Annotated in this window: 25 protein-coding genes and 1 other RNA gene; 17 read left to right on the top strand and 9 right to left on the bottom strand. The window is 60.5% G+C overall.

Annotated elements, in window-relative coordinates; genetic code table 11:
• Positions 1–36: 36 nt before the first annotated feature.
• The 5 genes from ffs (at position 37) to EJL02_RS05200 (ending at position 5003) form a co-directional block, all read left to right on the top strand.
• An RNA gene (gene ffs / locus EJL02_RS05220) (signal recognition particle sRNA large type) lies at positions 37–303 on the top strand.
• A gap of 249 nt (positions 304–552) precedes the next feature.
• A complete protein-coding gene (gene dnaX / locus EJL02_RS05215; RefSeq protein ID WP_125115352.1) occupies positions 553–2199 on the top strand; it encodes a DNA polymerase III subunit gamma/tau in 1647 nt (548 codons plus the stop codon).
• 14 nt (positions 2200–2213) lie between these two features.
• Positions 2214–2570 (top strand): YbaB/EbfC family nucleoid-associated protein, encoded by a 357-nt coding sequence (locus EJL02_RS05210; RefSeq protein WP_125115351.1) that lies wholly within the window; start codon positions 2214–2216, stop codon positions 2568–2570.
• Positions 2570–3169, top strand: coding sequence for a recombination mediator RecR (recR, locus tag EJL02_RS05205; protein ID WP_125115350.1), 600 nt, complete (start codon positions 2570–2572; stop codon positions 3167–3169). Before EJL02_RS05210 ends, recR begins: the two co-directional genes overlap by 1 nt.
• Positions 3170–3407: 238 nt before the next feature.
• Positions 3408–5003, top strand: a complete 1596-nt coding sequence (locus EJL02_RS05200) for a peptide chain release factor 3 (protein WP_125115349.1) — start codon at positions 3408–3410, stop codon at positions 5001–5003.
• 47 nt (positions 5004–5050) lie between these two features.
• Here EJL02_RS05200 and EJL02_RS05195 read toward each other — a convergent pair whose 3' ends face one another.
• The gene (locus EJL02_RS05195; RefSeq protein ID WP_125115348.1) at positions 5051–5632 is read right to left on the bottom strand and encodes a hypothetical protein; all 582 of its coding nucleotides are present in this window, start codon (positions 5630–5632) and stop codon (positions 5051–5053) included.
• A 134-nt stretch (positions 5633–5766) separates the two neighbouring features.
• Between EJL02_RS05195 and EJL02_RS05190 the strand changes: the two genes are divergently transcribed.
• From EJL02_RS05190 to EJL02_RS05170, 5 genes are all read left to right on the top strand, one after another.
• Complete coding sequence (locus EJL02_RS05190) at positions 5767–6153, top strand: GntR family transcriptional regulator (protein WP_125115347.1); 387 nt, start codon at positions 5767–5769, stop codon at positions 6151–6153.
• On the top strand, positions 6137–6844 hold the full coding sequence (locus EJL02_RS05185; protein ID WP_125115346.1) for an ABC transporter ATP-binding protein: 708 nt from the start codon (positions 6137–6139) through the stop codon (positions 6842–6844). The genes EJL02_RS05190 and EJL02_RS05185 overlap by 17 nt, the downstream gene beginning before the upstream one ends.
• On the top strand, positions 6838–7644 hold the full coding sequence (locus EJL02_RS05180; protein WP_125115345.1) for a hypothetical protein: 807 nt from the start codon (positions 6838–6840) through the stop codon (positions 7642–7644). The genes EJL02_RS05185 and EJL02_RS05180 overlap by 7 nt, the downstream gene beginning before the upstream one ends.
• Positions 7645–7790: 146 nt before the next feature.
• On the top strand, positions 7791–8441 hold the full coding sequence (locus EJL02_RS05175) for a putative ABC transporter permease (protein WP_164510296.1): 651 nt from the start codon (positions 7791–7793) through the stop codon (positions 8439–8441).
• A gap of 57 nt (positions 8442–8498) precedes the next feature.
• Positions 8499–9389 (top strand): zinc ribbon domain-containing protein, encoded by an 891-nt coding sequence (locus EJL02_RS05170; protein ID WP_125115343.1) that lies wholly within the window; start codon positions 8499–8501, stop codon positions 9387–9389.
• A gap of 32 nt (positions 9390–9421) precedes the next feature.
• Here EJL02_RS05170 and EJL02_RS05165 read toward each other — a convergent pair whose 3' ends face one another.
• From EJL02_RS05165 to EJL02_RS05150, 4 genes are all read right to left on the bottom strand, one after another.
• Positions 9422–10078, bottom strand: a complete 657-nt coding sequence (locus tag EJL02_RS05165) for a YczE/YyaS/YitT family protein (RefSeq protein ID WP_125115342.1) — start codon at positions 10076–10078, stop codon at positions 9422–9424.
• Positions 10079–10081: 3 nt separating this feature from the next.
• On the bottom strand, positions 10082–11119 hold the full coding sequence (locus EJL02_RS05160) for a threonine aldolase family protein (protein ID WP_125115341.1): 1038 nt from the start codon (positions 11117–11119) through the stop codon (positions 10082–10084).
• A 12-nt stretch (positions 11120–11131) separates the two neighbouring features.
• Positions 11132–11905: a GNAT family N-acetyltransferase gene (locus EJL02_RS05155; RefSeq protein WP_164510295.1), complete on the bottom strand. Its 774-nt coding sequence runs from the start codon at positions 11903–11905 to the stop codon at positions 11132–11134.
• A 73-nt stretch (positions 11906–11978) separates the two neighbouring features.
• Positions 11979–12677, bottom strand: a complete 699-nt coding sequence (locus EJL02_RS05150) for a helix-turn-helix transcriptional regulator (protein ID WP_125115339.1) — start codon at positions 12675–12677, stop codon at positions 11979–11981.
• Positions 12678–12948: 271 nt separating this feature from the next.
• Between EJL02_RS05150 and EJL02_RS05145 the strand changes: the two genes are divergently transcribed.
• From EJL02_RS05145 to EJL02_RS05130, 4 genes are all read left to right on the top strand, one after another.
• Positions 12949–13326, top strand: a complete 378-nt coding sequence (locus EJL02_RS05145; RefSeq protein ID WP_125115338.1) for a RidA family protein — start codon at positions 12949–12951, stop codon at positions 13324–13326.
• A 146-nt stretch (positions 13327–13472) separates the two neighbouring features.
• Entirely contained in the window at positions 13473–15128 is a 1656-nt protein-coding gene (locus EJL02_RS05140; protein WP_206426949.1) for a tryptophanase, read from the top strand.
• A 141-nt stretch (positions 15129–15269) separates the two neighbouring features.
• Positions 15270–16667, top strand: a complete 1398-nt coding sequence (locus tag EJL02_RS05135) for a sodium-dependent transporter (RefSeq protein ID WP_125115337.1) — start codon at positions 15270–15272, stop codon at positions 16665–16667.
• A gap of 131 nt (positions 16668–16798) precedes the next feature.
• The gene (locus EJL02_RS05130) at positions 16799–17278 is read left to right on the top strand and encodes a phosphate-starvation-inducible PsiE family protein (protein ID WP_125115336.1); all 480 of its coding nucleotides are present in this window, start codon (positions 16799–16801) and stop codon (positions 17276–17278) included.
• 20 nt (positions 17279–17298) lie between these two features.
• Here the strand turns inward: EJL02_RS05130 and EJL02_RS05125 are convergent, their stop codons facing one another.
• From EJL02_RS05125 to EJL02_RS05115, 3 genes are all read right to left on the bottom strand, one after another.
• Positions 17299–19011, bottom strand: a complete 1713-nt coding sequence (locus EJL02_RS05125; protein ID WP_125115335.1) for a sensor histidine kinase — start codon at positions 19009–19011, stop codon at positions 17299–17301.
• Positions 19011–19685 carry a response regulator transcription factor gene (locus tag EJL02_RS05120; protein WP_164510294.1) on the bottom strand — a complete coding sequence of 225 codons (675 nt, stop codon included), beginning with the start codon at positions 19683–19685 and terminating at the stop codon, positions 19011–19013. The genes EJL02_RS05125 and EJL02_RS05120 overlap by 1 nt, the downstream gene beginning before the upstream one ends.
• Before the next feature lie 113 nt (positions 19686–19798).
• Positions 19799–20590, bottom strand: a complete 792-nt coding sequence (locus EJL02_RS05115; protein WP_125115333.1) for an HAD-IIA family hydrolase — start codon at positions 20588–20590, stop codon at positions 19799–19801.
• A gap of 132 nt (positions 20591–20722) precedes the next feature.
• Between EJL02_RS05115 and EJL02_RS05110 the strand changes: the two genes are divergently transcribed.
• From EJL02_RS05110 to EJL02_RS05100, 3 genes are read left to right on the top strand one after another with little or no spacing between them, the layout of a single operon-like run.
• Positions 20723–21727: an alpha/beta hydrolase gene (locus EJL02_RS05110; RefSeq protein ID WP_330548622.1), complete on the top strand. Its 1005-nt coding sequence runs from the start codon at positions 20723–20725 to the stop codon at positions 21725–21727.
• On the top strand, positions 21694–23004 hold the full coding sequence (locus tag EJL02_RS05105) for a hypothetical protein (protein ID WP_125115332.1): 1311 nt from the start codon (positions 21694–21696) through the stop codon (positions 23002–23004). The genes EJL02_RS05110 and EJL02_RS05105 overlap by 34 nt, the downstream gene beginning before the upstream one ends.
• The gene (locus EJL02_RS05100) at positions 22977–23642 is read left to right on the top strand and encodes a DUF6320 domain-containing protein (protein WP_125115331.1); all 666 of its coding nucleotides are present in this window, start codon (positions 22977–22979) and stop codon (positions 23640–23642) included. The genes EJL02_RS05105 and EJL02_RS05100 overlap by 28 nt, the downstream gene beginning before the upstream one ends.
• 88 nt (positions 23643–23730) lie before the next feature.
• On the opposite strand, the gene EJL02_RS05095 is transcribed toward EJL02_RS05100, so the two are convergent.
• Positions 23731–24645 carry a sugar phosphate isomerase/epimerase family protein gene (locus EJL02_RS05095; RefSeq protein WP_125115330.1) on the bottom strand — a complete coding sequence of 305 codons (915 nt, stop codon included), beginning with the start codon at positions 24643–24645 and terminating at the stop codon, positions 23731–23733.
• Between the last annotated feature and the right edge of the window lie 101 nt (positions 24646–24746).

Genomic DNA, 24746 nt, shown 5'->3' with positions numbered 1-24746 from the left:
ACTAACAACCGAATATCTGTTCAGCGCCGCACAAGGCCGCACACATCGGGGCGTTAGCGGTGTCCTGTACCCGCAATCCGCTACAGCGGGGATGATGCGGGCGAGGAGGGACGTGCGCGCGGCGAAGCCGCTGCCAACAGGGCGATGAGAGACCGGTACTGCGCAACGGAGGACCGTGAACCATGTCAGGCGGGGAACCGAGCAGCATTAAGCGGAAACCATCGTGTGCCGCAGAGCTGCCGATTTTGAGTCCAAACCGCGGAAAGGCAGCCGGGCGTGCGCTTTCGAATCGACCGCGTGCGGTCTTGTGGGGCGCTGAACAGAACGTATAGGGGACTTTAAAAGTCCCCTATATACGAAAGCAGGTTCCGGTAGAAACCTGCTTTCGATACCCGAATGACGCCGCCCAAGGCGGCTGGGTCGGGGTATCAAAAGTCCGGCAGAGCTGGACTTTTGATGAATTGCGCGCATGGCGCGCAGAGAGAACGCTGGGAGGCGGGCTTGCGCCCGCCTCTTTTGTGGTATCATAGAGCAGAAAGGGGTTGGGACGCAATGTATCAGGCGCTGTACCGCAAATGGCGGCCGCAGACCTTTGCCGACGTGATTGGCCAGCAGCATGTGACGGATACGCTGCGTGCGCAGCTCCGCAGCGGACGGCTCAGCCACGCGTACCTGTTCACCGGTACGCGCGGCACGGGCAAGACCACCTGCGCGAAGATTTTGGCGCGTGCGGTCAACTGCGAGCATCCGGTCAACGGCGACCCGTGCAACGAGTGCGCGGCCTGCCGCGGCATTCTGGATGGCTCGGTGCTCGACGTGACCGAGATCGACGCGGCGTCCAACAACGGCGTGGACAACATCCGCGACCTGCGCGACGAGACGCGCTACACGCCCGCGCAGGTGAAAAAACGCGTGTTCATCATCGACGAGGTGCACATGCTCTCGATCGGCGCGTTCAACGCGCTGCTCAAGACGCTTGAAGAGCCGCCCGAGCATGTGCTGTTCATTCTGGCGACGACCGAGCTGCACAAGGTGCCCGCGACCATCCTGTCGCGCTGCCAGCGGTTCGATTTCCGGCGCATCGGCGCGGAGGACATCGCGCGTCGTCTGCTGGATGTGGCCGCGGGCGAGGGCATCGAACTGACCGACGGCGCGGCGCGGCTGATTGCGCGGCTGGCCGACGGCGCGATGCGCGACGCGCTCTCCATGCTCGACCGCGCGGCGGCTGCCGGTGCGGTGGACGAGCAGACCGTGACCACGGCGCTGGGCGTCCTCGGGCAGGACGACGGCATCCGCTTGGCCGAACACCTGAAAAACGGCGATCTCGCGGCGGCGGTCACGCTGATTGACGACTATTATAACGCGGGACGCGATCTCGCCGCGGTTTACGACCAGATGCTGGGCCTGATCCGCGACGCGCTGCTGGTCAAAACCAGCAAGACCGATGTGTCCGCGCTGATTTCCCCGGCGTATACGGTCAAAAGCCTGCAAAAACTGTGCGACGGGCTGGCCTCGTCCACACTCATCGCGTGGAGCCGCGTGATCGGCGAGGCGCTCGACCGCATGCGCAGCGCGGCCAACCGCCGCGTGGAAGCCGAGCTGTGCGCTGTGCGGCTGTGCAGTCTGGGCGCGGAGCAATACGATACGCTGAGCGGGCGCGTGGAAGCGCTCGAGGAAAAAATCAAGCACGGCGTGCCGGTCGCGGCCGCACCGACACAGACCGCGGCGCGCGTGGACGACACGCCGCCTCCGCCGGGCGATGAGGACGCACCGCCCCCGCCGGATGACGGCGACGCGCCGGTTTGGGCGGCGGAAGAGGCGGCAGCGGGGCAACCCGCGGCAAAATCCAAGGCACAGGCGCAGCCGTCGGCGGCGGACTGGCCGCAGTGGCCGCAGCTGCTCGAAGCGCTGACCGGCAAGATCAACACGGGCGCGCACACCAACCTCAAGCTGTCCGCCAAGGGCATTCTGGAGGACGGGGCGCTCGTCATCCTGTGCGAGGACGGCATCACCGCCATGCTCGCCAAGGCGGAGCCGACCATGAAGGTCATCCGTGAACAGGCGGCCGCGCTCGCGGGCGCGCCGATCAAGGTCAAGGTGCGCGAGGCGGGCGACGAACCCGTGATACAAAAAAACGCCGCGGTCGATGAGATCATCGGCCGGGCGAAGGCATTTGATATTCAAGTAAAAGAACTTTGAGGAGGACATAACAGATGGCAAAGGGAAAAGGCTTTGGCGGCGGCTTCGGCGGCGGCATGAACATGCAGGCGATGATGAAGCAGGCGCAGAAGATGCAGGAAAATATGATGAAGGCGCAGGAAGAGATCGCGCAGATGGAGACCACCGGCACGGCGGGCGGCGGCATGGTGACCGCGACCGTGACCGGCACCTCGACGCTCAAGTCGATTGAGATCAAGCCCGATGTGGTCGATCCGGATGACATCGACATGCTGCAGGATCTGGTCGTTGCGGCGGTCAACGAGGCGCTCAAGGCGGCAAACGAAAAATCCCAGAGCCAGATGTCGGCGATCACCGGCGGCATGGGCGGTCTGGGCGGCGGCCTGTTCTGATGGATTATTTCGCGCCGCCGGTCGAGCGGCTGATCGAGGAATTTGCCAAGCTGCCCGGCATCGGGCAGAAAACCGCGCAGCGGCTGGCGTTCCATGTGCTCGACCTGCCCAAGGAGGACGCGGAGCGCTTTGCCGACGCCATCCGTGAGGCAAAGGCCAAGACGTTCACCTGCAAACGATGCCAGAACCTGTCGGACAGCGAGCTTTGCCCGATCTGTTCCGACCAGACCCGCGACCAGAAAACCATCTGCGTCGTGGCGGAGCCGCGCGACGTGATCGCGTTTGAGCGCACCAAGGAGTACCGCGGGCTGTACCATGTGCTGCATGGCACGCTGTCCCCGATGGGACACATCGGGCCGGACGATATCCGCATCCGCGAGCTGGTGCAGCGCGTGGCCGACGAGGACACCGAGGAGGTCATCCTCGCCACCAACCCGGACACCGAGGGCGAAGCCACCGCGATGTACATTTCGCGTCTGCTGCAGCCTTTCGGCATCCGCATCACCCGTCTGGCCTACGGCATCCCCGTGGGCGGGCATTTGGAATATGTCGATGAGGTCACGCTGACCCGCGCACTCGAAGGCCGGCGGGACCTGTAACGGGTACGCTTTCTGCTTTGTTCCTGCCTTTTACGCGGCCAAACCGCGCAAAAAAACAGGAACGGCCGGACGATTGTCCGGCCGCTCCCGCAATAAAAGGTAGGATAGAGAGTAGAAAGCAAGAACATGTGGGGGGATCTTACGCTTTCCACAATTTTATGATATCGGGGAATTGTGAACATTCTGTGTACATTTCGCAAAAAATTTCGTTTTTGTACAATCGGGAGGAAAAAAGTCAGTGGCAGAACTGAAAAAAGAAATCGAAAACCGGCGCACGTTTGCGATCATTTCGCACCCGGACGCCGGCAAAACCACCATTACGGAGAAGTTTTTGCTGTACGGCGGCGCGATCCAGGAGGCCGGTATGGTCAAGGGCAAGAAAAACGCCCGCCATGCGGTGTCCGACTGGATGGAGATCGAGAAGCAGCGCGGTATTTCGGTCACCTCTTCGGTGCTGCAGTTCCGCTATGAGGGCAAGTGCATCAACATTCTGGATACCCCGGGCCATCAGGACTTTTCCGAGGATACCTACCGCACGCTGATGGCGGCGGACTCGGCCGTCATGGTCATCGACGCCTCCAAGGGCGTCGAGGCGCAGACCCGCAAGCTGTTCAAGGTCTGCGCGATGCGCGGCGTGCCGATTTTCACCTTTATCAACAAGATGGACCGCGAATCGCGCGATCCGTACGAGCTGTTGGAGGAAATCGAAAACGAACTGGGCATCGGCACCTATGCCGTCAACTGGCCGATCGGCTCGGGCAAGCGCTTCAAAGGCGTATACGACCGCATGGACGACGAGGTCATTGCGTTCGAGGGCGCGGACTTCCGCCACGAGGTCAAATCGCAGCGCCTGTCGATCGACGACCCGGTGCTTGAGGGCCTGTTGCCCGAGGACCAGTACCAGACGCTGATCGACGACATCGAGCTGCTCTCCGGTGCGGGCGACGAGTTCGACCTCAAGGCGGTGCACGAGGGCAAGCTGTCGCCGGTGTTCTTCGGCTCGGCGCTGACCAACTTCGGCGTAGAGCCGTTCCTGAAAAAGTTTTTACAGATGACTCCGCCGCCGACCGCGCGCACGGCCGATATTGGCGTGATCGATCCGTTTGAGGATCATTTCTCGGCCTTTGTGTTCAAAATTCAGGCCAACATGAACAAGGCGCATCGCGACCGCATCGCGTTCCTGCGCATCTGCTCGGGCAAGTTTGTGCGCGGCGAAGAGGTGCTGCACATGCGCACGGGCAAGAAGATGGTGCTCGCCGCGCCGCAGCAGCTGATGGCGCAGGACCGTTCGATCGTGGACGAAGCCTATGCGGGCGACATCATCGGCATTTTCGACCCGGGCGTGTTCGCGATCGGCGACACGGTCTGCGATCCCAAGCGCAAGTGCGTGTTCTCGGGCATCCCGACCTTCGCGCCCGAGCTGTTCGCCACCGTGCGGCAGAAGGACACGCTCAAGCGCAAGCAGTTCGTCAAGGGCGTCGAGCAGATCGCGCAGGAAGGCGCGATCCAGATCTTCCGCGAGCCGGGCGCCGGCATGGAGTCGGTCATCGTGGGCGTCGTGGGCGTGCTGCAATTCGAAGTGCTCGAATACCGCCTGAAAAACGAGTACAACGTCGAGATCATCCGCGAAAACCTGCCGTATGAGCACATCCGCTGGGTGGAAAACGACGAAGAGGACTTCGACATCAAGTCGCTGCAGCTGACCAGCGACACCAAGATCGTCGAAGATCTCAAGGGCAACAGCCTGCTGCTGTTCTCCTCGCCGTGGAACATCACCTATGCGCTCGACCACAATGAGGGTCTGCGTCTGGCGGAGTTTTCGGAAAACGCTTGAGTGCAATAAAAATCCCCGAAACCAAAACGGTTTCGGGGATTTTTGCGTTAAAACGACAGCGGGTCGTCCTCGCGCACCTGCACGGCACGCATGTACTGCCGCAGCAGCACAAGCGGCACGATCTGCGCGCCCAGCTGCACGATGACAGCCACGACCAGCAGCGTCAGCTGTCCGGCCAGCATGAGCAGGCTCGCCGCGAACGCGCCCAGCAGCGGCGCATACAGGCACCAGCGGATGCGGCGCGCGGGATAGTTGTACGCATGGGGGATGATGCGCTCATCCAGCCCCCAGTACAGGTAATAATCGCTCAAAAGGCCGGCCACGCTGCCCGCCATCGACAGCAGGGACATGAAGTTTTGCAGCATCAGGTTGTCGCCCGCCAGCTGGGTGACGACCAGCGCCATCCCGATCAGCACGATCGACAGCATCTGCGCGGGGAAGGCGCGCCCCAGCAGCGCGGATTCGTCCGACAGGCGATACAGCACATACGCGACCACGACATAGGCCAAAAGGTTGATGATGTTGGCGGCGAGCAAAACGGCCATGGAATTGCTCAGCGCGGCCAGGTTGACCGCCGCGGACACCGCAAGCGCGCCCCATAAAACGCGCAGAAGGGGGTAAATTTTCATAGGTTTCGTTCCTCCGATATGGCCTATTATAGCATAGCCGCGCCCGGATGAAAAATATTTTTTGTCAGGGCTTGACAATGATGTATTATTGTATTATTATCATAGTACAATATAACAGAGAGAGGAGCGAGGCTATGCAGTGGCAACTGCGGGGCGATCGGCCGATCTACCAGCAGCTGGTGGAAAAGCTGACCGAGCAGATCGTCAGCGGACAGCTGGCGGCGGGCGATAAGGTGCCGACGGTGCGCGAGCTGGCGGCGCAGGCGGGGGTCAACCCCAATACGATGCAGCGCGCGCTGGCAGATATGGAACGCGAAGGGCTGATGCACTCCAACCGGACCAGCGGACGCTATGTGACGGAGGATAAAGAGATGATCCAGAAGATTCGGGAACAGATCGCGGGAGACCGCATCGCGGAATTTTTGGCTGGCATGAGCCAGCTGGGCTTTTCCGAGCAGGAGGTTTACGACCTGCTGCAAAAACGACATGGGGAGGGAAACCAGAATGGAACAGAGAAATGAACTGCTTGTCTGCGCGGGGCTGACCAAAACCTATGGCGGCACCAAGGCGCTGGACAATCTGAATCTGACGCTGGGCGGCGGCCGGTTCGTCGGCCTGCTCGGCCCGAACGGTTCGGGCAAGACCACGCTGATCAAGCTGATCAACGGCCTGATCCAGCCGACGTCGGGCACGGTGCAGGTGGATGGGCAGGTGCCGGGCGTACACACGCACAGCGTCATCAGCTACCTGCCTGACCGCGGCTATCTGAACGACTGGATGCGGGTAAGCGACCTGATGGACTTTTTCGCTGATTTCTATGCGGATTTTGACCGCGTCAAGGCGAACGATATGCTGCAATCGCTGCACATCAGCGCGCTGGACCGGCTCAAGACGCTGTCCAAGGGCACCAAGGAAAAGGTGCAGCTCATCCTGACGATGAGCCGCAAGGCAAAGCTGTATCTGCTCGACGAGCCGATCGCGGGCGTCGATCCGGCGGCGCGTGACTACATCCTCAACACGATTCTGTACAATTACAGCGAGGATGCTTCGGTGCTGCTGTCCACCCACCTGATCGCGGATATCGAGCGGGTGCTGGACGAAGTGATCTTCCTGAAAAACGGCGTGATGACGCTGCATGAGAGCGTGGACACGATCCGGGAAGAACACGGAAAATCGGTGGATATGTTGTTCCGGGAGGTGTTCGCATGCTGAAGCTGCTCAAATATGAATGGAAGGCGTGCGCGCGCGTTTTCCTGCCGCTGTACGGCGTCGTGCTGCTGATGAGCGTCATCAACGCCTTGATGACAACCGACAGCGCGCAGAACTTCATGAACGGTATTCCGTCGGTCATTCTGGCGCTGCTGTTCGTGGCGCTGCTGGTAGCGGTGTTTGTCGTGACGGTGGTCATCCTGATCCAGCGGTTTTATCAAAACCTGCTGGGCGACGAGGGCTATCTGATGTTCACTCTGCCGGTAACGGTTGCGCAGCACATCTTGAGCAAGATGATCGTCGCCGTGGCGGTCTGCCTGCTGAGCGGTCTGGTCGCTCTGGTGAGCATCGCCATCATCGGCGCGGACACCAATTTGATTTTCGGCATCGGCATGATGCTCAATGAGTTTGGCAAGGCCATTGCGGCCGACCCCAATGGGCTGGGCTACATGATCGAGGGCATCCTGCTCTTGCTGGTGTCGCTGGCCAGCGGCGTGCTGTTTATCTATCTGTGCATGGCGCTCGGCCATCTGGCCAAAAAGCACCGCGTGCTGATGTCGGTCGTGTGGTATTTCGTGCTCTCGACCGCGGCGCAGTTCCTGTTCACCTTCGTGATGTTTGGCACGATGAGCGGCCCGATGGAAACGCTGATGACCGCGCTGGGCAGTGCGCTGAACGGCATGCCGCAGCAGGTGCTGCTGCACGGCGTGCTGATCGGCTTCTGCGTGGCCACCGCGATTCCGGGTGCGATCTGCTACTTCGTCACACATTATATCCTCAAAAACCGTCTGAATCTGGAATAAGCATGGCTTACACGGGGGACGCGCTTCCGCGCGTCCCTTTTTGCACCCCAAAATGGGGGATGCTCATAAAATCTTAAGGATTTTGCAGCGACAATCCAAAGAATTGCCGCGTACAATGAAAGGGTAAAACCGGGGGAGGGATGGATATGACGGCGGTATTGCGCAAGGCGCGCCGGGCGCGTTGGAACACGGCGGGGCGGTACACGCTCTGCGAAATGACCGGGTTGTTTCTGGTTTTTTCGGCAGCGGGGTGGCTGTTCGAGGTCGGGCTGCATCTGCTGCTCGACGGCGAGCTGGTCAACCGCGGCACATTGCTCGGGCCGTGGCTGCCGATTTACGGCGCGGGCGGGCTGCTGTCCGTCCTGCTGCTGACGCGGTTCGCGGCGCGGCCGCCCGTGGTGTTCGCGCTGGGCGCGCTCCTCTCGACGGCGATCGAATTCGCCACCGGAAAGTACCTGCTGTCGGTGTACGGCCTGCGCTGGTGGGATTACAGCATGTTCCCGCTCAACATCGACGGCCTGGTCAGCCCGCCGTCCACGCTGGTGTTCGGATTTGGCTGCTGCGCGGCCGTCTATCTGGTGTCGCCTCTGCTGCTGCGCGGGTTCCGGCATGTGCCGCGCGGCGCCCTCCGGCTGCTGTGCGCGGGGCTCGCCGTGCTGTTTGTGCTGGATTTCGGCGTGTCCGCGCTGCATCCGAACACCGGGCGCGGCGTTGCATCTCCCGCGACGGCGCAGGACGGCCTGCAGGTGATCGAACCGGCGCAGATTGAGCTGCTGCTGCACAATTTGCCGAAATAAACTTGCGGATGCTCCCGCGGTCTGTTATGATGAAAGCAGAGAGAGGGGGGCGTACGCATGAAGTGTCAGCATTGCGGGATCAATTACAGCGACGAGGATCGCGAGTGCCCGATCTGCGGGGCGCGCGCGGGAACGCGCGGCCGTGTCGGCGAGCTGGAAAAGAAGGCGGCCGCATGGCGGGAGAAACAGTTCGAAGACGAACCGACCTATCGGAAAACACACACGCGTGCGAAAAAAGCCAAGCCCAGCGCAAAGCCGATCCGGGAAACCAAAAAGGGCAAGGGCAAGGTCGCGGCGGTGGTTGCGGCCGCGGTGGTATTGCTCAATGTGCTGCCGTCTGCCATTCCCCTGCTGCAGGATTTCGCGGATAATCTGGGCGACAGCTTCCGGACGTATCAGGAGGATCTGGGTTGGGGCAGTTCCGAGCAGGAGGCCGAAGCCTGGGACAGCTACGACGACGGCACAGTGTATTACACGCCGGGCGAAACCTATGAATACGACGAAGATCATTATGTCAGTGTGTATGCGATCCTGTATGACCTGATCGACGGCCATGCGGCCGCGACGCTGGCGGACGGCACGACGGTCGATTTGCAGGCCGAGCCGGGCGAGATGAGCGATTATACGCTGACTATCTCGGACGGCACGGGCACCTATACCGAAAGCGGTTACTCCTGGAGCATGTACAATTATCCGGAGGAAGCGTGGTATGATGAGGCCTATCCGCCCGAGCGGTATGATTCGCTGTCGCTCTGTCTGAGTATGGAGGATGCGCGCTATACCGGCAGTATGAGCGAGCGGTATGCTGCCCGGCAGGAAAACACCGACCTCTGGCTGGTAGCGTATGTGGACCGGGATACCTATGATATCACTTTGCAGGATATCGACGACACTGGCGTGTTCGGCGGCGAAACGTTCGTGCCGCTGATGCGGGTGCAGCAAGGATAAGAAAAAAAGGAAGCCGAAAGGCTTCCTTTTTTTTATTCCCGTTTGGCTTTTCGCAGGTTTTGCAGGGTCTCTGCCACGTTTTCCTGATGCAGGTCGGCGGCGCGGAAGTGCAGCAGATGGAAATTGATGTTGAACAGCGAGCCGAGGCCGACCGCGCAGATCACGGTGCCGATGCCGACCTGCCCGCCGAGCAGGAAACCGGCGATGATGACGAAAATCTCGACGGTCGCGCGGCACAGGCCGACCGACCGGCCGGTTTTGCGCGCCAGCGCCACCATGAGCGCGTCGCGCGGGCCGGCGCCCAGCGCGCTTTTCATGTACATCCAAGTGCCCAGCGCGAGCAGTTCCAGCCCGACCAGCAGCAGCGGCAGGCCGGTGATCAGCGAATGCATCTGCGGAATCCAGCCCAGCCAGAGCAGACCGTCGATGAACACCGCGCACAGGATGATGTTGATGATCGTGCCGAAGCCGAAGCTTTCCCCGCACAGCATGGCCGCGCCGATGGCTGCCGCGCCGACAATCATCGAGGCGGTGCCGTAGGTGATGCCGAGCGTCTGGGCCAGACCCTGCTGCAATACGCTCCACGGTTCCAGACCGATGTTGGCTTGCAGCATCATGGCGATGCCCACCGCGCTGACCAGCATGCCGGCAACCAGCCAGAGCAGGCGGCGGATATAATGATTGGGCATGGTTCACCCCTCCGCGGCGAAGGTGCGCACCAGACGCGCGGCCTGATCGCAGTCCTCGCGAGAAATATCGTGATGGCAGACCATGCGGTACTCGCCGCCCATGCAGCCCGTGACCTTGACGCCGTATTCCAGCATCCAGCCGGGGAAGCGCGCGGCCTTGTCCGCGTCCCAGTCGGTGGTGAAAAAGATCATATCGATATCCAGACGGTCGTGGAACACCTGCACGCCGTCCATCGCGTCCAGCTGCGCGGCGAGGAATTTTGCGTTTTCGTGGTCCTCCCCGACCCGGCCCGTCATGTCGCGCAGCGCGATCAGACCAGCTGCCGCGAGAAAACCACCCTGCCGCATGCCGCCGCCCAGAATGCGGCGCGCGCGGCGCGCCCGCCAGATCAGGTCCTTTGGTCCGGCCAGAATGGAGCCGACCGGTGCGCACAGCCCCTTGGACAGGCAGCACATCACGGTGTCGCAGTACTGCGTCAGCTCGCGCACGTCGGAAACGCCGAGCGCCGCGGCGGCGTTGAACAGCCGCGCGCCGTCCAGATGCACAGATACGCCCTTTTCGTGCGCGATCTCATAGATTTGGCGCATGTTGTCGAGCGGAACGACCGCGCCCGAGGAGTGCGCGTTTTCCACCACGACGAGCGTCGCAGGTGCGACCTGCACGTCGCTGTCGTCGGTCAGGCAGGCGCGCACGGAATCCGGGTCCATCGTGCCGTTGACGCTTTGGGGATAGCGCATGGAGACGCCGGAAAGCTGGGCGTACGAGCCGGCCTCATGGTCGGCGATATGGGAATGCGGGTCGATGATGACGCAGTCGCCGCGGCGGGTGTGCGCCATGAGCGCACAGGCGTTGCCCTGCATGCCCGAAGTGACAAAGACTGCCGCTTCCTTGCCCAGCCGTTCGGCTGCGTAGGTTTCCAGCTCGTGCAGCGTGGGGTCGTCCTCAAAAACGTCGTCGCCGACCACGGCTTTGGCCATGGCGTCCCGCATGGCCTGCGTCGGCTGGGTGACTGTGTCGCTTCGCAAATCAATGTACCGCATAAGTCTATCCTCCTATAAATATAATTCGCCCCACCGGCCGCAGGGCGCAAACCCGATCTGCCGGTAGAGTTCGGCGACTTCGTCATAGCCCGCGATCAGACGCGGGGTCTTGCCGGCCTGCTGGATGCGCTGCACCAGAAAGCGGCTGATGCGGCTGCCCAGCCCGCGGTGCCGGTACTCCGGCACGACCGCGACTTCGCCGATCACGCCGCATTCGTCGTCCCAGGAGACGATGCTGCCCGTGCCGACGACTTGGCCGTCCGCCTCCAGCTGGTAAAGCGCCGCCAGTCCGCGCGACAGGCGGCCGTTCAGATCCGCGGCCCACGGCGCAAAGTCCAGATGGGTGCGGTAATACGCGTGGCTGCGCTGCAATACCGTGAAAACGGCATGCAGATCGCCGTGGGCGATGTCGGGGAAGTCCTCGGGCGGCTGTTTGCCGCTGCGATAGACCATATAATAGGAGCTGTCGGTATGTCCGCCGATCAGCTTTTGCAGCGCCTGGCACTGCGTCCAGTTGGTGTCGATTTCATGTACCTGCATGCGCTGCGCGAGTTCCGCGATCGGCGCGGGATCGGCGCGGTCGTCGGACGAGATGGTCAGCACATCGCCCAGCAGATACAGCGCGGCGGACGGCTCGCGGCCCTTGCGGCACAGGAAAAAGTGCGCGTCCGCGCTGCCCAGCCCATAGGTGCGCAGGGCGGTCAGCGCGCGCGAGCCGAAAACGTGCTCGTAGGCGCAGGCGGTCTGGAAATCCGGGATATCCGCGGCGGTTACGGGAATCAGCATGGTGTTCCTCCGTTCTTTGCAGCGAAAAAATGAGCGCGGAGCGCTCATTTTTTGCGTTTGACCAACAAGTGAATCAGGTTTCTTCTTTTTTGATCTGCGACAGGTAGCGGTAGACGCTGGCCTGCGAACAATGCAGCGCATCGGCGACATCCTTGACCGCACCCTTGAGCAGGAAAATGCCGCCTGTTTCGAGCGAAGCAATGATCTGGATGCGCTCGTCCGGCGTCAGCCGGTCGGCGGTCACGCCCAGCCGCGCCAGTTCGCGGCCGACTGCGTCGCCCGCGACCGCGTCGATCGAGTTGTGGAAGCTCTCGGTCGTGGCCGGTACGGCACGCGCTGCATCACTGTCGCCTTGCGTGTTGGCGGGCTGACAATGGTCCTCCACGAAGGAATCCGGATGGCACAGGCGCAGGATGCTTTCGCTGGCCGCCTGAAAGCGGCTGTCGTCGAAGTTAATACAAAGCATGCCAATCAGCCTGCCGTTTTGCTTGATGAACAGCGTGGACGAACGCAGCGTTTTGCCCGCGGCGGAAACGCCGCAGTAATGCAGCCGGTAGTCCTGCGATTCATAGCTTTTGTCCATCAGGATCTTGAGCGCGACATTGGTCAGCGGCGCGCCAACCTCACGTCCGCTGACGTGGTTGTTGGCGATGGCGATGATCGAGCGGTTCTTATCGGTCAGATCGTGCAGCGCGACCTCATAATCGGGGCCGAGTGCCTGACCGAGAAATTCGGTCAGTTTAATATAATGTTGCAGCAACGGATTGGCCATACGCTCACCTCATTTTCAAAAATAAGACAGGTTTTTGGTTCTGATTTTATTATAACGCAAAATGTTGCAAAAAAAAGAGGTTTGTCAAAAAAGGTGAGAATAATTTATCACAATTAAAAGAAAAAGTTATTATGTAGTTTCGACAAAACCTATGTAAAATTCCCACAAAACAAAAAAATAAAAGTGTGCTATCGTACAAAATAGACAAAAGACGCTTGACAAAATCTTCTTTCGATGATAAATTTATCTCAGAAAAGGAGGCGTGGACAGGATGAAAAAAGTAATCAGTACGGATCTGGCTCCCGCAGCCATCGGCCCGTACGCACAGGCCGTCGCAGTGGACGGACTGGTCATCACATCCGGGCAGCTGCCCATCAACCCGGCAACCGGCGCATTCCCGGAGGGGATCGCGGAGCAGACCCGACAGTCCCTGAATAATGTAAAGGCGATCTTGGCTGAGGCCGGCACCGGCATGGACCGGATCATCAAGACGACCGTATTTCTCAGCGACATGAACAACTTCGGCGCAATGAACGAAGTGTATGCCACCTTCTTTGGCGAGGGCGGTTATCCGGCTCGTTCGGCCGTTGAAGTAGCGCGCCTGCCCAAGGATGCGCTGGTCGAGATCGAAGTTATCGCGGCTCTGTAACAATCATTTTCTTTTAAGTTGGTTCACTTTTGTGAAAGATACTGTCCGCCAGTCGGAATTACCGGAAGTGGGAAACCGGTAATCGATGACCGGGGTATCCTCTAAGAATAAGGCGCTATGCGCCAAGAAAAATGGAGGTAATTTATATGGACAAGAACATGGCTCACTACCCGCTGGATGTACCCGCTCCCCATCATTTCACGTTTGCAGTTCGCGATCTTCCGGACGTAACGATCGAGCAGCGCGAGCGCGCTCTGAACGCAACGCACTGGAACGAATTCGCGTTCCCGGCCGGCATGCTGACCGTTGATATGCTGTCTGACTCCGGTACCACCGCTATGACCAACCAGCAGTGGGCTGCGCTGTTCCTCGGCGACGAGGCGTATGGCCGCAACACCGGTTACTATGTACTGCTCGATACCTTCCGCGACATCTTTGAGCGCGGCGGCGAGAAGAACTGGAAGAAGATCATCGACCTCGTCCGCACCGATTGCCGCGACGTAGAGAAGATGATGAACGAAGTTTACCTCTGCGAGTATGAGGGCGGCTTCTTCAATGGCGGCGCAAAGCAGATGGAGCGCCCGAACACCTTCATCATCCAGCAGGGCCGTGCAGCTGAGTCCGTCCTGATGGAAATCGTCCGCAATATCCTGAACCGCCGTTACCCCGGCAAGAAGTTCACCATCCCGTCCAACGGCCACTTCGACACCACCGAGGGCAACATCAAGCAGATGGGCTCCATTCCGCGTAACCTGTACAACAAGGAACTGCTGTACGAAGTACCGGAAGGCGGCAAGTATGAGAAGAACCCCTTCAAGGGCAACATGGACATCGAAAAGCTCGAGCAGCTGATCCAGGGTGTCGGCCCGGAGAACGTTCCGCTGATCTTCACCTGCATCACCAACAACCCGGTATGCGGCCAGGCGGTTTCCATGGCAAACCTGAAGGAAATCAACCGCGTTGCGCATAAGTATGAGATCCCGGTGGTATTTGATACCGCTCGCTGGGCTGAAAATGCATACTTCATCAAGATGAACGAAGACGGCTATGCCGATAAGTCCATCGCGGAGATCGCAACCGAAATGTTCCAGTACTGCGACGCGTTCACCATGTCCGCCAAGAAGGACGGCCATGCGAACATGGGCGGCATGCTGGCATTCCGCGACAAGGGCCTGTTCTGGCAGAAGTTCTCCGACTTCGACGAGAACGGCAACATCATCACCGATGTAGGCGTTACCCTGAAGGTTAAGCAGATCTCCTGCTACGGCAACGACTCCTACGGCGGCATGTCCGGCCGTGACATCATGGCTCTGGCTGTTGGCCTGTACGAGAGCTGCGACTTCAACTACATGAACGAGCGCGTTGCACAGTGCAACTATCTGGCAGAAGGTTTCTACAAGGCCGGCGTCAAGGGCGTAGTGCTTCCCGCTGGCGGCCATGCCGTTTACATCAACATGGACGAATTCTTCGATGGCAAGCGCGGCCACGACACCTTCGCGGGCGAGGGCTTCAGCCTTGAGCTGATCCGCCGCTATGGTATCCGTGTATCCGAGCTGGGCGACTACTCGATGGAGTATGACCTTAAGACGCCGGAGCAGCAGGCAGAGCTGGCAAACGTTGTTCGCTTCGCGATCGACCGCAGCCGTCTGACCCAGGAGCATCTGGATTACGTTATCGCAGCAGTCAAGGCGCTGTACGAGGATCGCGAGTCTATCCCGAACATGCGCATTGTCTGGGGCCACAAGCTGCCGATGCGTCACTTCCATGCGTTCCTCGAGCCGTACCCGAACGAAGAAAAGTAATCTGAGGAATACAATATGGGCGTAACCTGTGCCGCGTGGAAAGAGTACAGGAACGACTAGGCAAAGGCGCCTGCGGAAAAGTAAAGAGTTCCGCAGGCGTTTTTTATTTACCGAATATCGGTATAAAAAGGGGTGTAAAGTATGAGTAATGAAGAAACCAAACGCGATGGCTTTAAGAGCAAATGGGGCTTTATTTTAGCTTGTATCGGCTCTGCGGTCGGCATGGCAAACATCTGGCGCTTCCCGTACATGGTAGCGACCTATGGCGGCCTGACCTTCCTGCTTCCGTACTTCCTGTTTGTTGTGCTGATTGGCGCTTCCGGCGTTATGGAAGAGTTCTCGCTCGGCCGCTGGGGCGGCGCGGGCCCGGTAGGTTCGTTCGGCAGAGCAATGGAGGACGGCGGCAAGTCCAAACGAGTCGGCGAAGTCATCGGTGCGCTGCCGGTCATCGGCTCGATGGGCCTTGCAATCGGTTACTCGGTTGTTATGGGCTGGATCTTCAAGTACACCAAGATGAGCATCACCGGCGAGATGTTCAAGATGGGCCAGGATATGAACGTGATCGGCGGCACCTTCGGTGCGGCGGCTCCGGAATCCGGCTCGCTGGGTGAAGGCATCAGCATGATGCTGCAGAACGGTATCTTTGGTATCGGCAACGGCTTCTGGATCATCGTTGCGATCGTTGTCTCGGTCATCATCATGGCGCTGGGCGTTGCAGGCGGTATTGAAAAGGCTTGTAAGATCATGATCCCGATGCTGTTCGGCCTGTTCCTCATTATGGCGGTTTACATTGCGTTCCTGCCGGGCGCAAGCGATGGCTATAAGTTCATCTTCTCGCTCGATCCGTCCGGTCTGGCGGACATCAAACTCTGGGTATTTGCATTCGGCCAGGCGTTCTTCTCGCTGTCGGTCGCAGGCAACGGCTCGGTTATTTACGGCTCTTACCTCGGCAAGGACGTTGAAATTTCGTCCTCTGCGCGCAATGTAGCTGTGTTTGATACGCTGGCTGCTCTGGTTGCAATGTTCGTTATCATCCCCGCAATGGCTACCACCGGCAGCGAAGTCGGTTCCGCAGGCCCTGGCCTGATGTTCGTTTCCCTGCCCAGCGTATTCAACGGCATGGGCGCTTTCGGTTGGGCCATCGGCGCATTCTTCTTCATCGCGGTGCTGTTTGCCGGCACGACCTCGATCATCAACCTGTATGAGACGCCGGTTGCGTTCCTGCAGGAGAAGTTCAACCTCGGTCGTCTGCCTTCCGTTATCATCATCCATGCCATCGGCCTGGTTGTCGCGCTGCTGATCCAGCCGTGGACCTCGCAGTGGATGGATATGGTTTCGATTTACATCTGCCCGTTCGGCGCAATGCTGGCCGGCATCATGTTCTTCTGGGTCATGAAGAAAAAGACCGCACTCGACGCAGTCAATCAGGGTGCCCGCAAGGAAATCGGCAGCTGGTTCTATGTGTTCGGTAAGTACGCTTACGTTCCGCTTTGCCTGCTGGCGCTGATCTTCGGCATCTACTACGGCGGCATCGGCTGATCCCGTAACTGGAATAAATTATCGCTCCCCTTCCCACGGGAATTGCCCGCCGCCTGTTGCAGACGGCGGGCAATTTATGTTATACTATCTTGACTGAATGGAATGGAATATGAGGAATGAAGGAGAAAAAGATGAATTCGGATCTGCGCGATAAGATATCCACTGCGGCAACCGCTGTTGAAATTGTACTGGGCCTGATTATTCTGCTTGCGTGTATCGTGGGCAGCGTGGGCTTGGTATGCACAACGGAACTGGACCAGATGCTGCATGTGCCCGAATATTTTCAGGGACGCCTGAGTGACGCGTGCCTGATTATCATCGGTATCGAGCTGATCAAAATGATTACCAGCTACACAATTGACTCTGTGGTTGACGTCATGCTGCTGGCGATTGCCCGTCAGATGGTCGTCGAGCACACAACGCCGGTGGAAAACCTGCTGGCAGTGCTGTCGGTCGGCGTGCTGTTTGTGATCCGCAAATATTTGTACATATCGCATCTGGACCGTCGCAAGAGAAGCAAAAAGGATGTCGAAGCCGACGTCAAAGAAGAAGTATACGGTTTTGCCGTACGAAAAAAAGAAGAGAGAGCAGAGCAGGAAAGCCGTCCCTGAGGGGACGGCTTTCGCCGTATTTACCGGCGGGTGACACAAAACCGCACGCCGGTTTTTGTGTTTTCTGCATGACAGGTCAGACCGTGCAGCGCGAGGATCTTCTGTGTGATCGCAAGGCCGAGGCCGTGTCCGCCTGCGCGGGAGCGCGCCTTGTCGCCCCGGTAGAACATTTCAAACAGGCGCGGCAGTTCGCTTTCCGGGATGGGGTCGCAGTCGTTTTCGACCGTGAAGAGCGCCCCGCCGCTGCGGCGCAGCACGACCGCGACGCGCCCGCCTTCGGGCGAATACTTCGCGGCGTTCTCGAGCAGGCAGCCGAACGCGCGGCGCAGCAGCGTTTCGTCGCCGCGGATGTGCACGCCGGACGCGATATCCACGGTCAGACGGCGGTGCTCGAGCAACGGGGCGTATTCATCCACAAGGCTGTGGATGAGTGCGGAAAGGTCGGTCGCGGTGCGGTGTTCCAGCTCGCCCGTGCGGTCAAGGCGGGTGTAGTCGAGCATTTCGCGCACCAGACTGTTCATGCGGCCGGTTTCCTGCTCAATCGCGGCGAGGTAGCGCGCGTTTTCCTCCGGGGAGATGTCCTGCGCGATGGCCTCGGCGTAGCCGCCGATGAGCGCGAGCGGGGTTTTGAGGTCGTGGCTTGCCGCCGCGACAAACTGCTGCCGCCGGTCCTCCAAATCGCGCTCGCTGTCCCAGCGCGCGTGCAGGTCGCCCGCCATATCTGCGAGCGCGCGGTTGAGCTGACCGATCTCGTCGCCGCGGTCGGTGTCGGGGGAAAATTCGTCAAATTGCAGCGTGGAGACCAGTCGAGCCTGCCGCGTGGTTTCCCACAGCGGCTGCGTGACCGTGCGCCGGATTTGCCGGTGCAGCAGCCACAGCGAAAGCGCAAACAGCGCGATAAACAGGAAAAGCGGAATGCGGACGGACTGCCAGATGCAAGTGGACAAGGAATAGGTGCGGATGGTCGCGACCTGATAGCCTGTTTCGGCCGTGAGCCGGATATCCTGATAGTCTGCCGCATAGTCAATGCCGTGCGGCGGGAAAATCGGCTGCTCAGATGGTGTATTCATTGGCCCGTATTGGCGTAGCACGCGCAGGCCGAAGGCGAGCGCCTCCAAATCGTTGTATTCGATGCCAACGGCAGCGGTAGGGACGCAAGTCGCCTGTTCCGGGACGGGAATGGTGGACTGGAAAACGCGTCCATCGGCATGTACGATGCGGGTGGGGAAAAAGTTTTTGCCGATCTGCATGCCGTAGGCGGTCAGCTCCGCAAGGTCGGTGCCGGATTCTGTGAGGTTCCGGCAGATCGCGATGATATCCTCGATGGGAAACAGGCCGATATCCACATCGATCGCGGGGCCGTCTGCCGTTGTCGCATCGAGCAGAATACGGGGAGGACAATAGATGGTTTCACCGTTCGCTGGGTCATAATAGGTCAGCGCGGTCAGTTCGTTCCAAGTGTCATACAGGAGCGCACTGCGCAGCTGCCAGTACGCTTCCGTACCGGGGCTGGGCAGCTGTTCTCGCGCGTAGCCTAACTCTGACAGCTTGGCGGCGGTGTAATCGTTGGCGTCGCGCGTCTGCGTGAACTGGATTTCCGCGTGGTACCGCTCGGCCAGTTTGCACATCGGCAGCAAGCAGACCAGACCGCCCAGCACGAGAAATACGGCAAACAGCGCGGTCAGCCGTGTCGCGATGCTGCGCTTGCTCCAGAATGCTTTCAGTCGTTTCATCACGATTCCCCCAATCGGTAGCCCTTGCCGTAGACCGCTTTGATGTGCTGCGCGGCCGTGCCGAGGGCTTTGCGCAGCCCCGCCACATGGCGGTCCACCATGCGCTCGTCGCCGTCGAAGTCCACGCCCCACACGCGCTCGATCAGCAGGTCGCGCGACACCGTGTGCCCCTGCTCGCGCAGCAGCAGTTCGAGGATCTGCGCCTCTTTGGGGCGCAAGGATACCGGCGCACCGTCCACCGTGACCGCGTGCGTCGCGGTATCCAGCAGGATGCTGCCGTAGCCCAGTTCGGTCTCGCCCAGCCGCAGGCCGCGCGCTCGGCGCATGAGTGCCTGCGCTTTGGCCACCAGCACGGGGAAGGAAAACGGTTTTGTGACGTAATCATCCGCGCCCGCGCGGAAGCCCGCAAGCGTGTCGCCCTCCTGCCCGAGCGCGGTGACGAAGATCACCGGCACGTCGCTCTCGCGCCGCACGGCTTGGCACACTTCAAGCCCATTCAGCTGCGGCATCATCACGTCGAGCACCAGCAGGTCGAAGGTGCGCTCCTGCGCGAGCGTGAGCGCCTGCGCGCCGTCATACGCCGGGGTGACGGCAACGCCCGCCGCGCGGAAAAAGTCCTGCATGAGCGCGGAGAGCGCCTTGTCGTCCTCCGCCAAAAGAATGTGTCCCGCCATGTCCATCCCCTCCTTTTGTTGCTTTCAGTATAGCACGAAATTGTCCGAAATTTGTCCGCGCAGACGAAAAAACAGCCCGCCGAACGGCGGGCTGTTTTAAGTTCTTGGGGATGTCACTGGGCGGGCGGGATTTCGCCCACGCCGTTTAAGATATAGTGCGGCCGATAGGCGTAGTTTTCCACATCGGCGCGGGTCGTGCAGCCCGAGAGCACCAGCACGGTGTCCAGACCGGTTTCGATGCCCGCCACGATGTCGGTGTCCATGCGGTCGCCGACCATGACGGCTTCGTGCGAATGCACGCCCAGCAGCCGCAGGCCGGTGCGCATCATCAGCGGATTGGGCTTGCCGACGTAGTAGGCGCTCTTGCCGGTCGCCAGTTCGATCGGCGCGACCAGCGCGCGGCAGGCCGGGATGATGCCCTGCTCGGACGGGCCGGTCAGGTCGGAGTTGGTCGCGATCAGGCGCGCGCCCTTGTTGACCAGATCGACCGCCTTGAGGATGGTCTGATAGTTATAGGTGTTGGTTTCGCCCGCAATGACGTAGTCCGGATCGACGTCGTTCATCACAATGCCGGCCTCATACAGTGCGCCGACCAGACCGGGCGCGCCGATGACATAGGCGGAAGCGCCGGGCTTCTGGCTGGCGACGAATTTTGCGGTTGCGAGCGCGGAAGTATAAAAGTGCTCTTCGCCGATCTCCAGGCCCATGCGGGCGAGCTTCTGCTGGAGTTCGAGCGGCGAGCGCTCGGACGAGTTGGTCAAAAACAGGAAACTCTTGTTTTCCCTTTGCAGCCAATCCACAAATTCGGGCACGCCCTTCAGCAGACGGTTGCCGTGATAGATCACACCGTCCATATCGCAGATAAAGCCTTTTTTCTCACGAAGCAATTCGAGTGTTTCGCTCATTTCGGTTCTCCTTTCGGTGTGTTTGACGCTACTTCTATTATGCGGAGTGCGCGGCAGGTTCGTCAAGAGGGAAAGTGCGCGCAAGTGTTAAATAAGTGTAAAGGATAGAGGTTTTGCGCAGGCGGGCAAAGCATGGTATACTGTAAGGGAATTGAGGAAATGGAGAAGAAAACCATGGCGATCAGTAAGGCGATGCGTGCAGCGCTGCACGCACTGAGTTACACGGCAAATATTGATGTGGGGAAAACCTATAAGGTCGAGCGTGCGGTGCGCGGTCTGCGCACGCCGCTCGCGCCGCTCTATCATTTGTGGGACCACAAGATCGAGCGGGACGGACGCGACATCCGCGTGCGCATTTACACGCCCAAAAAGCAGACCGACGGCCGCCTGCTGCTGTTTTTCCACGGCGGCGGCTGGGTGCTCGAGAGCGTGGATACCTATAACGCGGTCTGCCGCAATCTGGCGCGGCGTACGGGCTGCCGCGTGGCTTCGGTCGAGTACGGCCTTGCGCCTGAGCATGTGTTCCCGGAAGGGCTGGAGGACTGCTACGCCGCCGCGCGCGAGGTGTACCGCCATCCTGAGCAGTTCGGGGTGCGCTCGCACGAGATCACGCTCATCGGGGATTCGGCGGGCGGCAATCTGGCGGCGGCGGTGTCGCTCATGGCGCGCGACCGCGGCGAGTTTGAAGTTGCGCAGCAGATCCTGATTTATCCCGCGACCCATTACGACCATACACCCGATTCGCGTTTTGATTCCGTGCGCGAAAACGGCGCGGATTATCTGCTGACCGCCAAGCGCGTGAATGACTACATGGCGCTGTACGCGGGCGGGGACGAAAGACGCATGCGTAATCCGTATTTTGCGCCGCTGTGCGCGCCCGACCTGTCGCATCAGCCGCGCACGCTGGTCATCACCGCGGAATTTGACCCGCTGCGCGACGAGGGCGAGGCTTATGCCCGCGCGCTGCGCGACGCGGGGGGCGATGTGCAGCAGTACCGCATGGCGGACGCGCTGCACGGCTATTTTTCGCTGCCCATGCGGTTTCCGATGGTGCGGCGCACCTATGATTTGATCGAACAATTCCTGAATGGAGAGACCATAGCATGTCAAACGACAAGCGCAACCGAAAAAACCTGAGCTGGAGCCGCCTGGACAACGCGGCGAAGATCTTTCCGCCGACCTCGCATGGGTCGGCGACCGGCGTGTTCCGCCTGTCGTGCGAGCTGACCGAGCCGGTCGCGCCCGATGTGCTGCAAACCGCGCTCGACCGCACGCTCGAGCGGTATCCGCATCTGCTGATGGTCATGCGGCGCGGCGTGTTCTGGTATTATCTCGAGCAGACGACGCTGCGGCCGTCGGTCGTGCCTGAGCATGCCGCGCCGTGCGCGGCGCTGTACGAGGGCAGCCGGTCGCTGCTGTTCCGCGTCAGCTACTGGCGGCACAAGGTCAGTTTGGATATGTACCATGTGCTGGCGGACGGCGCGGGTGCGATCGAGTTTTTCGAGTCGCTGATGACCGCCTACCTGATGCTGCGCCATCCGGAAGCGGGGGTGGACGGACAGCCGCAGGCATCGGTGTCCCAGCGCTGGGCAGACAGCTTCCAGAAATATTACAAACCGCGCAGCGGCGGAAAAACGTCCGAAGGCCTGGGACGCGCCTACCGCCTGCGCGGCGTGCGCCGGGCGGACGGCGGATTGACCGTCATCGAAGGCGTGGCGGACGTGCGGCAGGTGCTCGCGGCCGCGCACCGCTGCGGCGCGACGCTGACCGTTTACCTGACTGCGCTCCTGCTGTCCGCGATCCACAGCGAAATGTATGTCCGCGAGCAGAAAAAGCCGGTCGTGCTGACCGTTCCGGTCGATCTGCGCAGCTTTTTCCCCTCGCGCACAACGCGCAATTTTTTCGGCACGATCCGCGTCGGGTATGACTTTTCCAGGCGTTCGGGCGAAATCGAGGACATCGTCGCGTGTGTGGCGGCGGCCTTCAAAGAGGAATTGACGCCCGAGCGGCTGGGCGCGCGCATGAACCGTCTGGCCGCGCTCGAGCATAACCCGCTGCTGCGGGTCATTCCGCTTGCGCTCAAAAACCCGGTGCTGCGGCTGTCCGGCGTGGTCAGCGACCGCGGCGAGACCGCCGCGCTGTCCAACATCGGCAAGTTCCGCCTGCCGGACGCGCTGCATCCCTATGTGAGCGGCTTTGGCGTGTTCATGTCCACGGGCGCGGTGCAGCTGTGCACCTGCTCGTTCGGCAACAGCCTGCATTTCGGCTTTACCTCGGCCTTTGAAAACACCGAGGTGCAGCGCCGGTTTTTCGAGCTGCTCGTCGATGCGGGCGTTGCAATCGAGATCCGCAGCAACGAATACCATGAGGAAGAGGAGGAGACGCCATGCAGCGATGCCCCAGCTGCCGAGTGACCGTCGCCGGTCACAAAACCTGCTGTCCGCTGTGCGGCGGGCAGCTTTCCGGCACGCCCGAGCCGGACACCGAGGTGTTCCCCGCGCTGGAAAAGCCGCGCTTTACGACCGGATTCGTGCTGCGCCTGCTCGCGCTGATCGCGATCGCGGTCAGCGTCATCTGCGTGCTGGTCAACATCGCGACGGGCTGGCATGTGCTCTGGTCGCTGTTCGTCGTGGCGGGCGCGGCCTGCGTTTGGATCGCGGCAGCGGTCGGCGTGGCCTACCGGCGCGACATGGCGCAGAACATCGGCTGGCAGGTCGTGCTCATCCCCACGCTTTCGGTGCTGTGGGACTGGTGGACGGGCTGGCGCGGCTGGTCGATCGACTATGTGCTGCCGTGCGTGTGCGTGGTGGGCATTCTGGGCATGCTGCTGATCGCGGTGCTGTGCAAAACCCCGCTGCGGCTGTTCGCAGGGCCGCTCATCAGCGCCTGCGCGATCGGCTTGCTGCCGCTCGTGCTGGTCGCTTGCGGCTGTATCCGCGTGCTGCTGCCCTCGCTGCTGTGCGCGGGGCTTGCGCTTTTGTCGATCGCGGCGCTCGTGCTGTTCCAGTGGCAGACCATCAAGGCCGAGCTGCAGCGGCGGTTTCACCTGTAAAAAAACAAAAAGAGCGGCTTTTGCCGCTCTTTTTGTTTTGGGCCAGTGCCCAATGGGGATAAGAAAAAGAAGAAAGAGAGAAAGGGTGTCACAGCAGTTCGCGCTTGATGCGCTCGAGCGCCTCGGGCGCCTGCTTGTCCATCTTTTCGGGGAAACCGAAGTAGGAGACGCAGATGATGTTGTCGCCGCCGACCTTGGGTGCGTCGGGCTTCAGCTGCTTGTTTGCAAAGTCCATATCGCGCAGGGTCTCGAAGATGCCGTCAAAATCGACCTCGCCCTCGCCCATGGCGGTGTGCTGGTGGATGGTGACGTCCGCGCGGCCGCGGCTGTTGAGCCAGGGCGGATTGAGGATGTAGCGGCAGTCCTTGGTCTGGTTCCAGGTGTCGGCGAGCAGAACGTGGGTCAGCTCGTCGCCGGCGTAGCGCAGCATGTGGCGCACGTCGCCCTTGCCCTGATCGTAGAAGAAGCCGTGAGAGGCCGAGTAAACATAGCCGAGGTTTTTGGAGCGGAAGGACTTGACGATGTCGCAGGTCTCGTCGTTGAGCTCGCAGAAGTCATACGGGTGAGACTGGATCTCGACGCGCAGACCCTCGCGCTCGATGATGGGCAGCAGCTCTTCCATCGACTTGTAGAACATGCCGTTGCAGATCTCCTGCTGGTTGGGGTCGCCCGAGAACTCGGTGTTGATGACCGGAACGCCCATGTTGACCGCGATCTCGATCATGCGCTTCCAGTTGGCGACCGCGTGCTGGCGCTGCTCCTCGGTCGGGCCGGACCAGCGGTACACCACGATAAAGGACGAGATCTCCACGCCGGTCTCGCGCAGCGCGCGGCGATACTCTTCCTCGCACTCCTTGGAGAACAGCGGGTGCTTATAGAACGGGTTGATGCGCGGATGCGGGGACTGCTCGATGTATTTGTAGCCCCAGTCGGCTACCTTGTGAACATAGTCGTTGATGGACATCTGCTTGGCCAGTACGTCCACGTCAAATGCGATTTTCATGCGGGTTGCCCTCCTTGTCGGATGTGGTTCGTATTCTGTCTTGGGCCCTTTCGATGGTCTTATTATACGGCCCGGCGCGCCGCTTTCCAATGATACAACCC

The sequence above is a fragment of the Agathobaculum sp. Marseille-P7918 genome (assembly GCF_900625105.1).
GTDB lineage: Bacteria > Bacillota > Clostridia > Oscillospirales > Butyricicoccaceae > Agathobaculum.
Note: the sequence above shows the minus strand (reverse complement) of the source record. Positions and strands in the feature narration are given on the sequence as shown.

What these genes read in the sequence shown, in the direction of transcription:
- EJL02_RS05130 (WP_125115336.1), top strand. Translation starts at nt 16,799, where the DNA reads ATGAATTCGGATCTGCGCGATAAGATATCCACTGCGGCAACCGCTGTT.
- recR (WP_125115350.1), top strand. Translation starts at nt 2,570, where the DNA reads ATGGATTATTTCGCGCCGCCGGTCGAGCGGCTGATCGAGGAATTTGCC.
- EJL02_RS05195 (WP_125115348.1), bottom strand. Translation starts at nt 5,632, where the DNA reads ATGAAAATTTACCCCCTTCTGCGCGTTTTATGGGGCGCGCTTGCGGTG.
- EJL02_RS05140 (WP_206426949.1), top strand. Translation starts at nt 13,473, where the DNA reads ATGGACAAGAACATGGCTCACTACCCGCTGGATGTACCCGCTCCCCAT.
- EJL02_RS05150 (WP_125115339.1), bottom strand. Translation starts at nt 12,677, where the DNA reads ATGGCCAATCCGTTGCTGCAACATTATATTAAACTGACCGAATTTCTC.
- EJL02_RS05110 (WP_330548622.1), top strand. Translation starts at nt 20,723, where the DNA reads ATGGTATACTGTAAGGGAATTGAGGAAATGGAGAAGAAAACCATGGCG.
- EJL02_RS05155 (WP_164510295.1), bottom strand. Translation starts at nt 11,905, where the DNA reads ATGCTGATTCCCGTAACCGCCGCGGATATCCCGGATTTCCAGACCGCC.
- EJL02_RS05180 (WP_125115345.1), top strand. Translation starts at nt 6,838, where the DNA reads ATGCTGAAGCTGCTCAAATATGAATGGAAGGCGTGCGCGCGCGTTTTC.
- EJL02_RS05185 (WP_125115346.1), top strand. Translation starts at nt 6,137, where the DNA reads ATGGAACAGAGAAATGAACTGCTTGTCTGCGCGGGGCTGACCAAAACC.
- EJL02_RS05120 (WP_164510294.1), bottom strand. Translation starts at nt 19,685, where the DNA reads ATGGCGGGACACATTCTTTTGGCGGAGGACGACAAGGCGCTCTCCGCG.
- EJL02_RS05160 (WP_125115341.1), bottom strand. Translation starts at nt 11,119, where the DNA reads ATGCGGTACATTGATTTGCGAAGCGACACAGTCACCCAGCCGACGCAG.
- EJL02_RS05095 (WP_125115330.1), bottom strand. Translation starts at nt 24,645, where the DNA reads ATGAAAATCGCATTTGACGTGGACGTACTGGCCAAGCAGATGTCCATC.
- EJL02_RS05125 (WP_125115335.1), bottom strand. Translation starts at nt 19,011, where the DNA reads ATGAAACGACTGAAAGCATTCTGGAGCAAGCGCAGCATCGCGACACGG.
- EJL02_RS05210 (WP_125115351.1), top strand. Translation starts at nt 2,214, where the DNA reads ATGGCAAAGGGAAAAGGCTTTGGCGGCGGCTTCGGCGGCGGCATGAAC.
- EJL02_RS05170 (WP_125115343.1), top strand. Translation starts at nt 8,499, where the DNA reads ATGAAGTGTCAGCATTGCGGGATCAATTACAGCGACGAGGATCGCGAG.
- EJL02_RS05145 (WP_125115338.1), top strand. Translation starts at nt 12,949, where the DNA reads ATGAAAAAAGTAATCAGTACGGATCTGGCTCCCGCAGCCATCGGCCCG.
- EJL02_RS05190 (WP_125115347.1), top strand. Translation starts at nt 5,767, where the DNA reads ATGCAGTGGCAACTGCGGGGCGATCGGCCGATCTACCAGCAGCTGGTG.
- EJL02_RS05100 (WP_125115331.1), top strand. Translation starts at nt 22,977, where the DNA reads ATGCAGCGATGCCCCAGCTGCCGAGTGACCGTCGCCGGTCACAAAACC.
- EJL02_RS05175 (WP_164510296.1), top strand. Translation starts at nt 7,791, where the DNA reads ATGACGGCGGTATTGCGCAAGGCGCGCCGGGCGCGTTGGAACACGGCG.
- EJL02_RS05165 (WP_125115342.1), bottom strand. Translation starts at nt 10,078, where the DNA reads ATGCCCAATCATTATATCCGCCGCCTGCTCTGGCTGGTTGCCGGCATG.
- EJL02_RS05115 (WP_125115333.1), bottom strand. Translation starts at nt 20,590, where the DNA reads ATGAGCGAAACACTCGAATTGCTTCGTGAGAAAAAAGGCTTTATCTGC.
- EJL02_RS05135 (WP_125115337.1), top strand. Translation starts at nt 15,270, where the DNA reads ATGAGTAATGAAGAAACCAAACGCGATGGCTTTAAGAGCAAATGGGGC.
- EJL02_RS05105 (WP_125115332.1), top strand. Translation starts at nt 21,694, where the DNA reads ATGTCAAACGACAAGCGCAACCGAAAAAACCTGAGCTGGAGCCGCCTG.
- dnaX (WP_125115352.1), top strand. Translation starts at nt 553, where the DNA reads ATGTATCAGGCGCTGTACCGCAAATGGCGGCCGCAGACCTTTGCCGAC.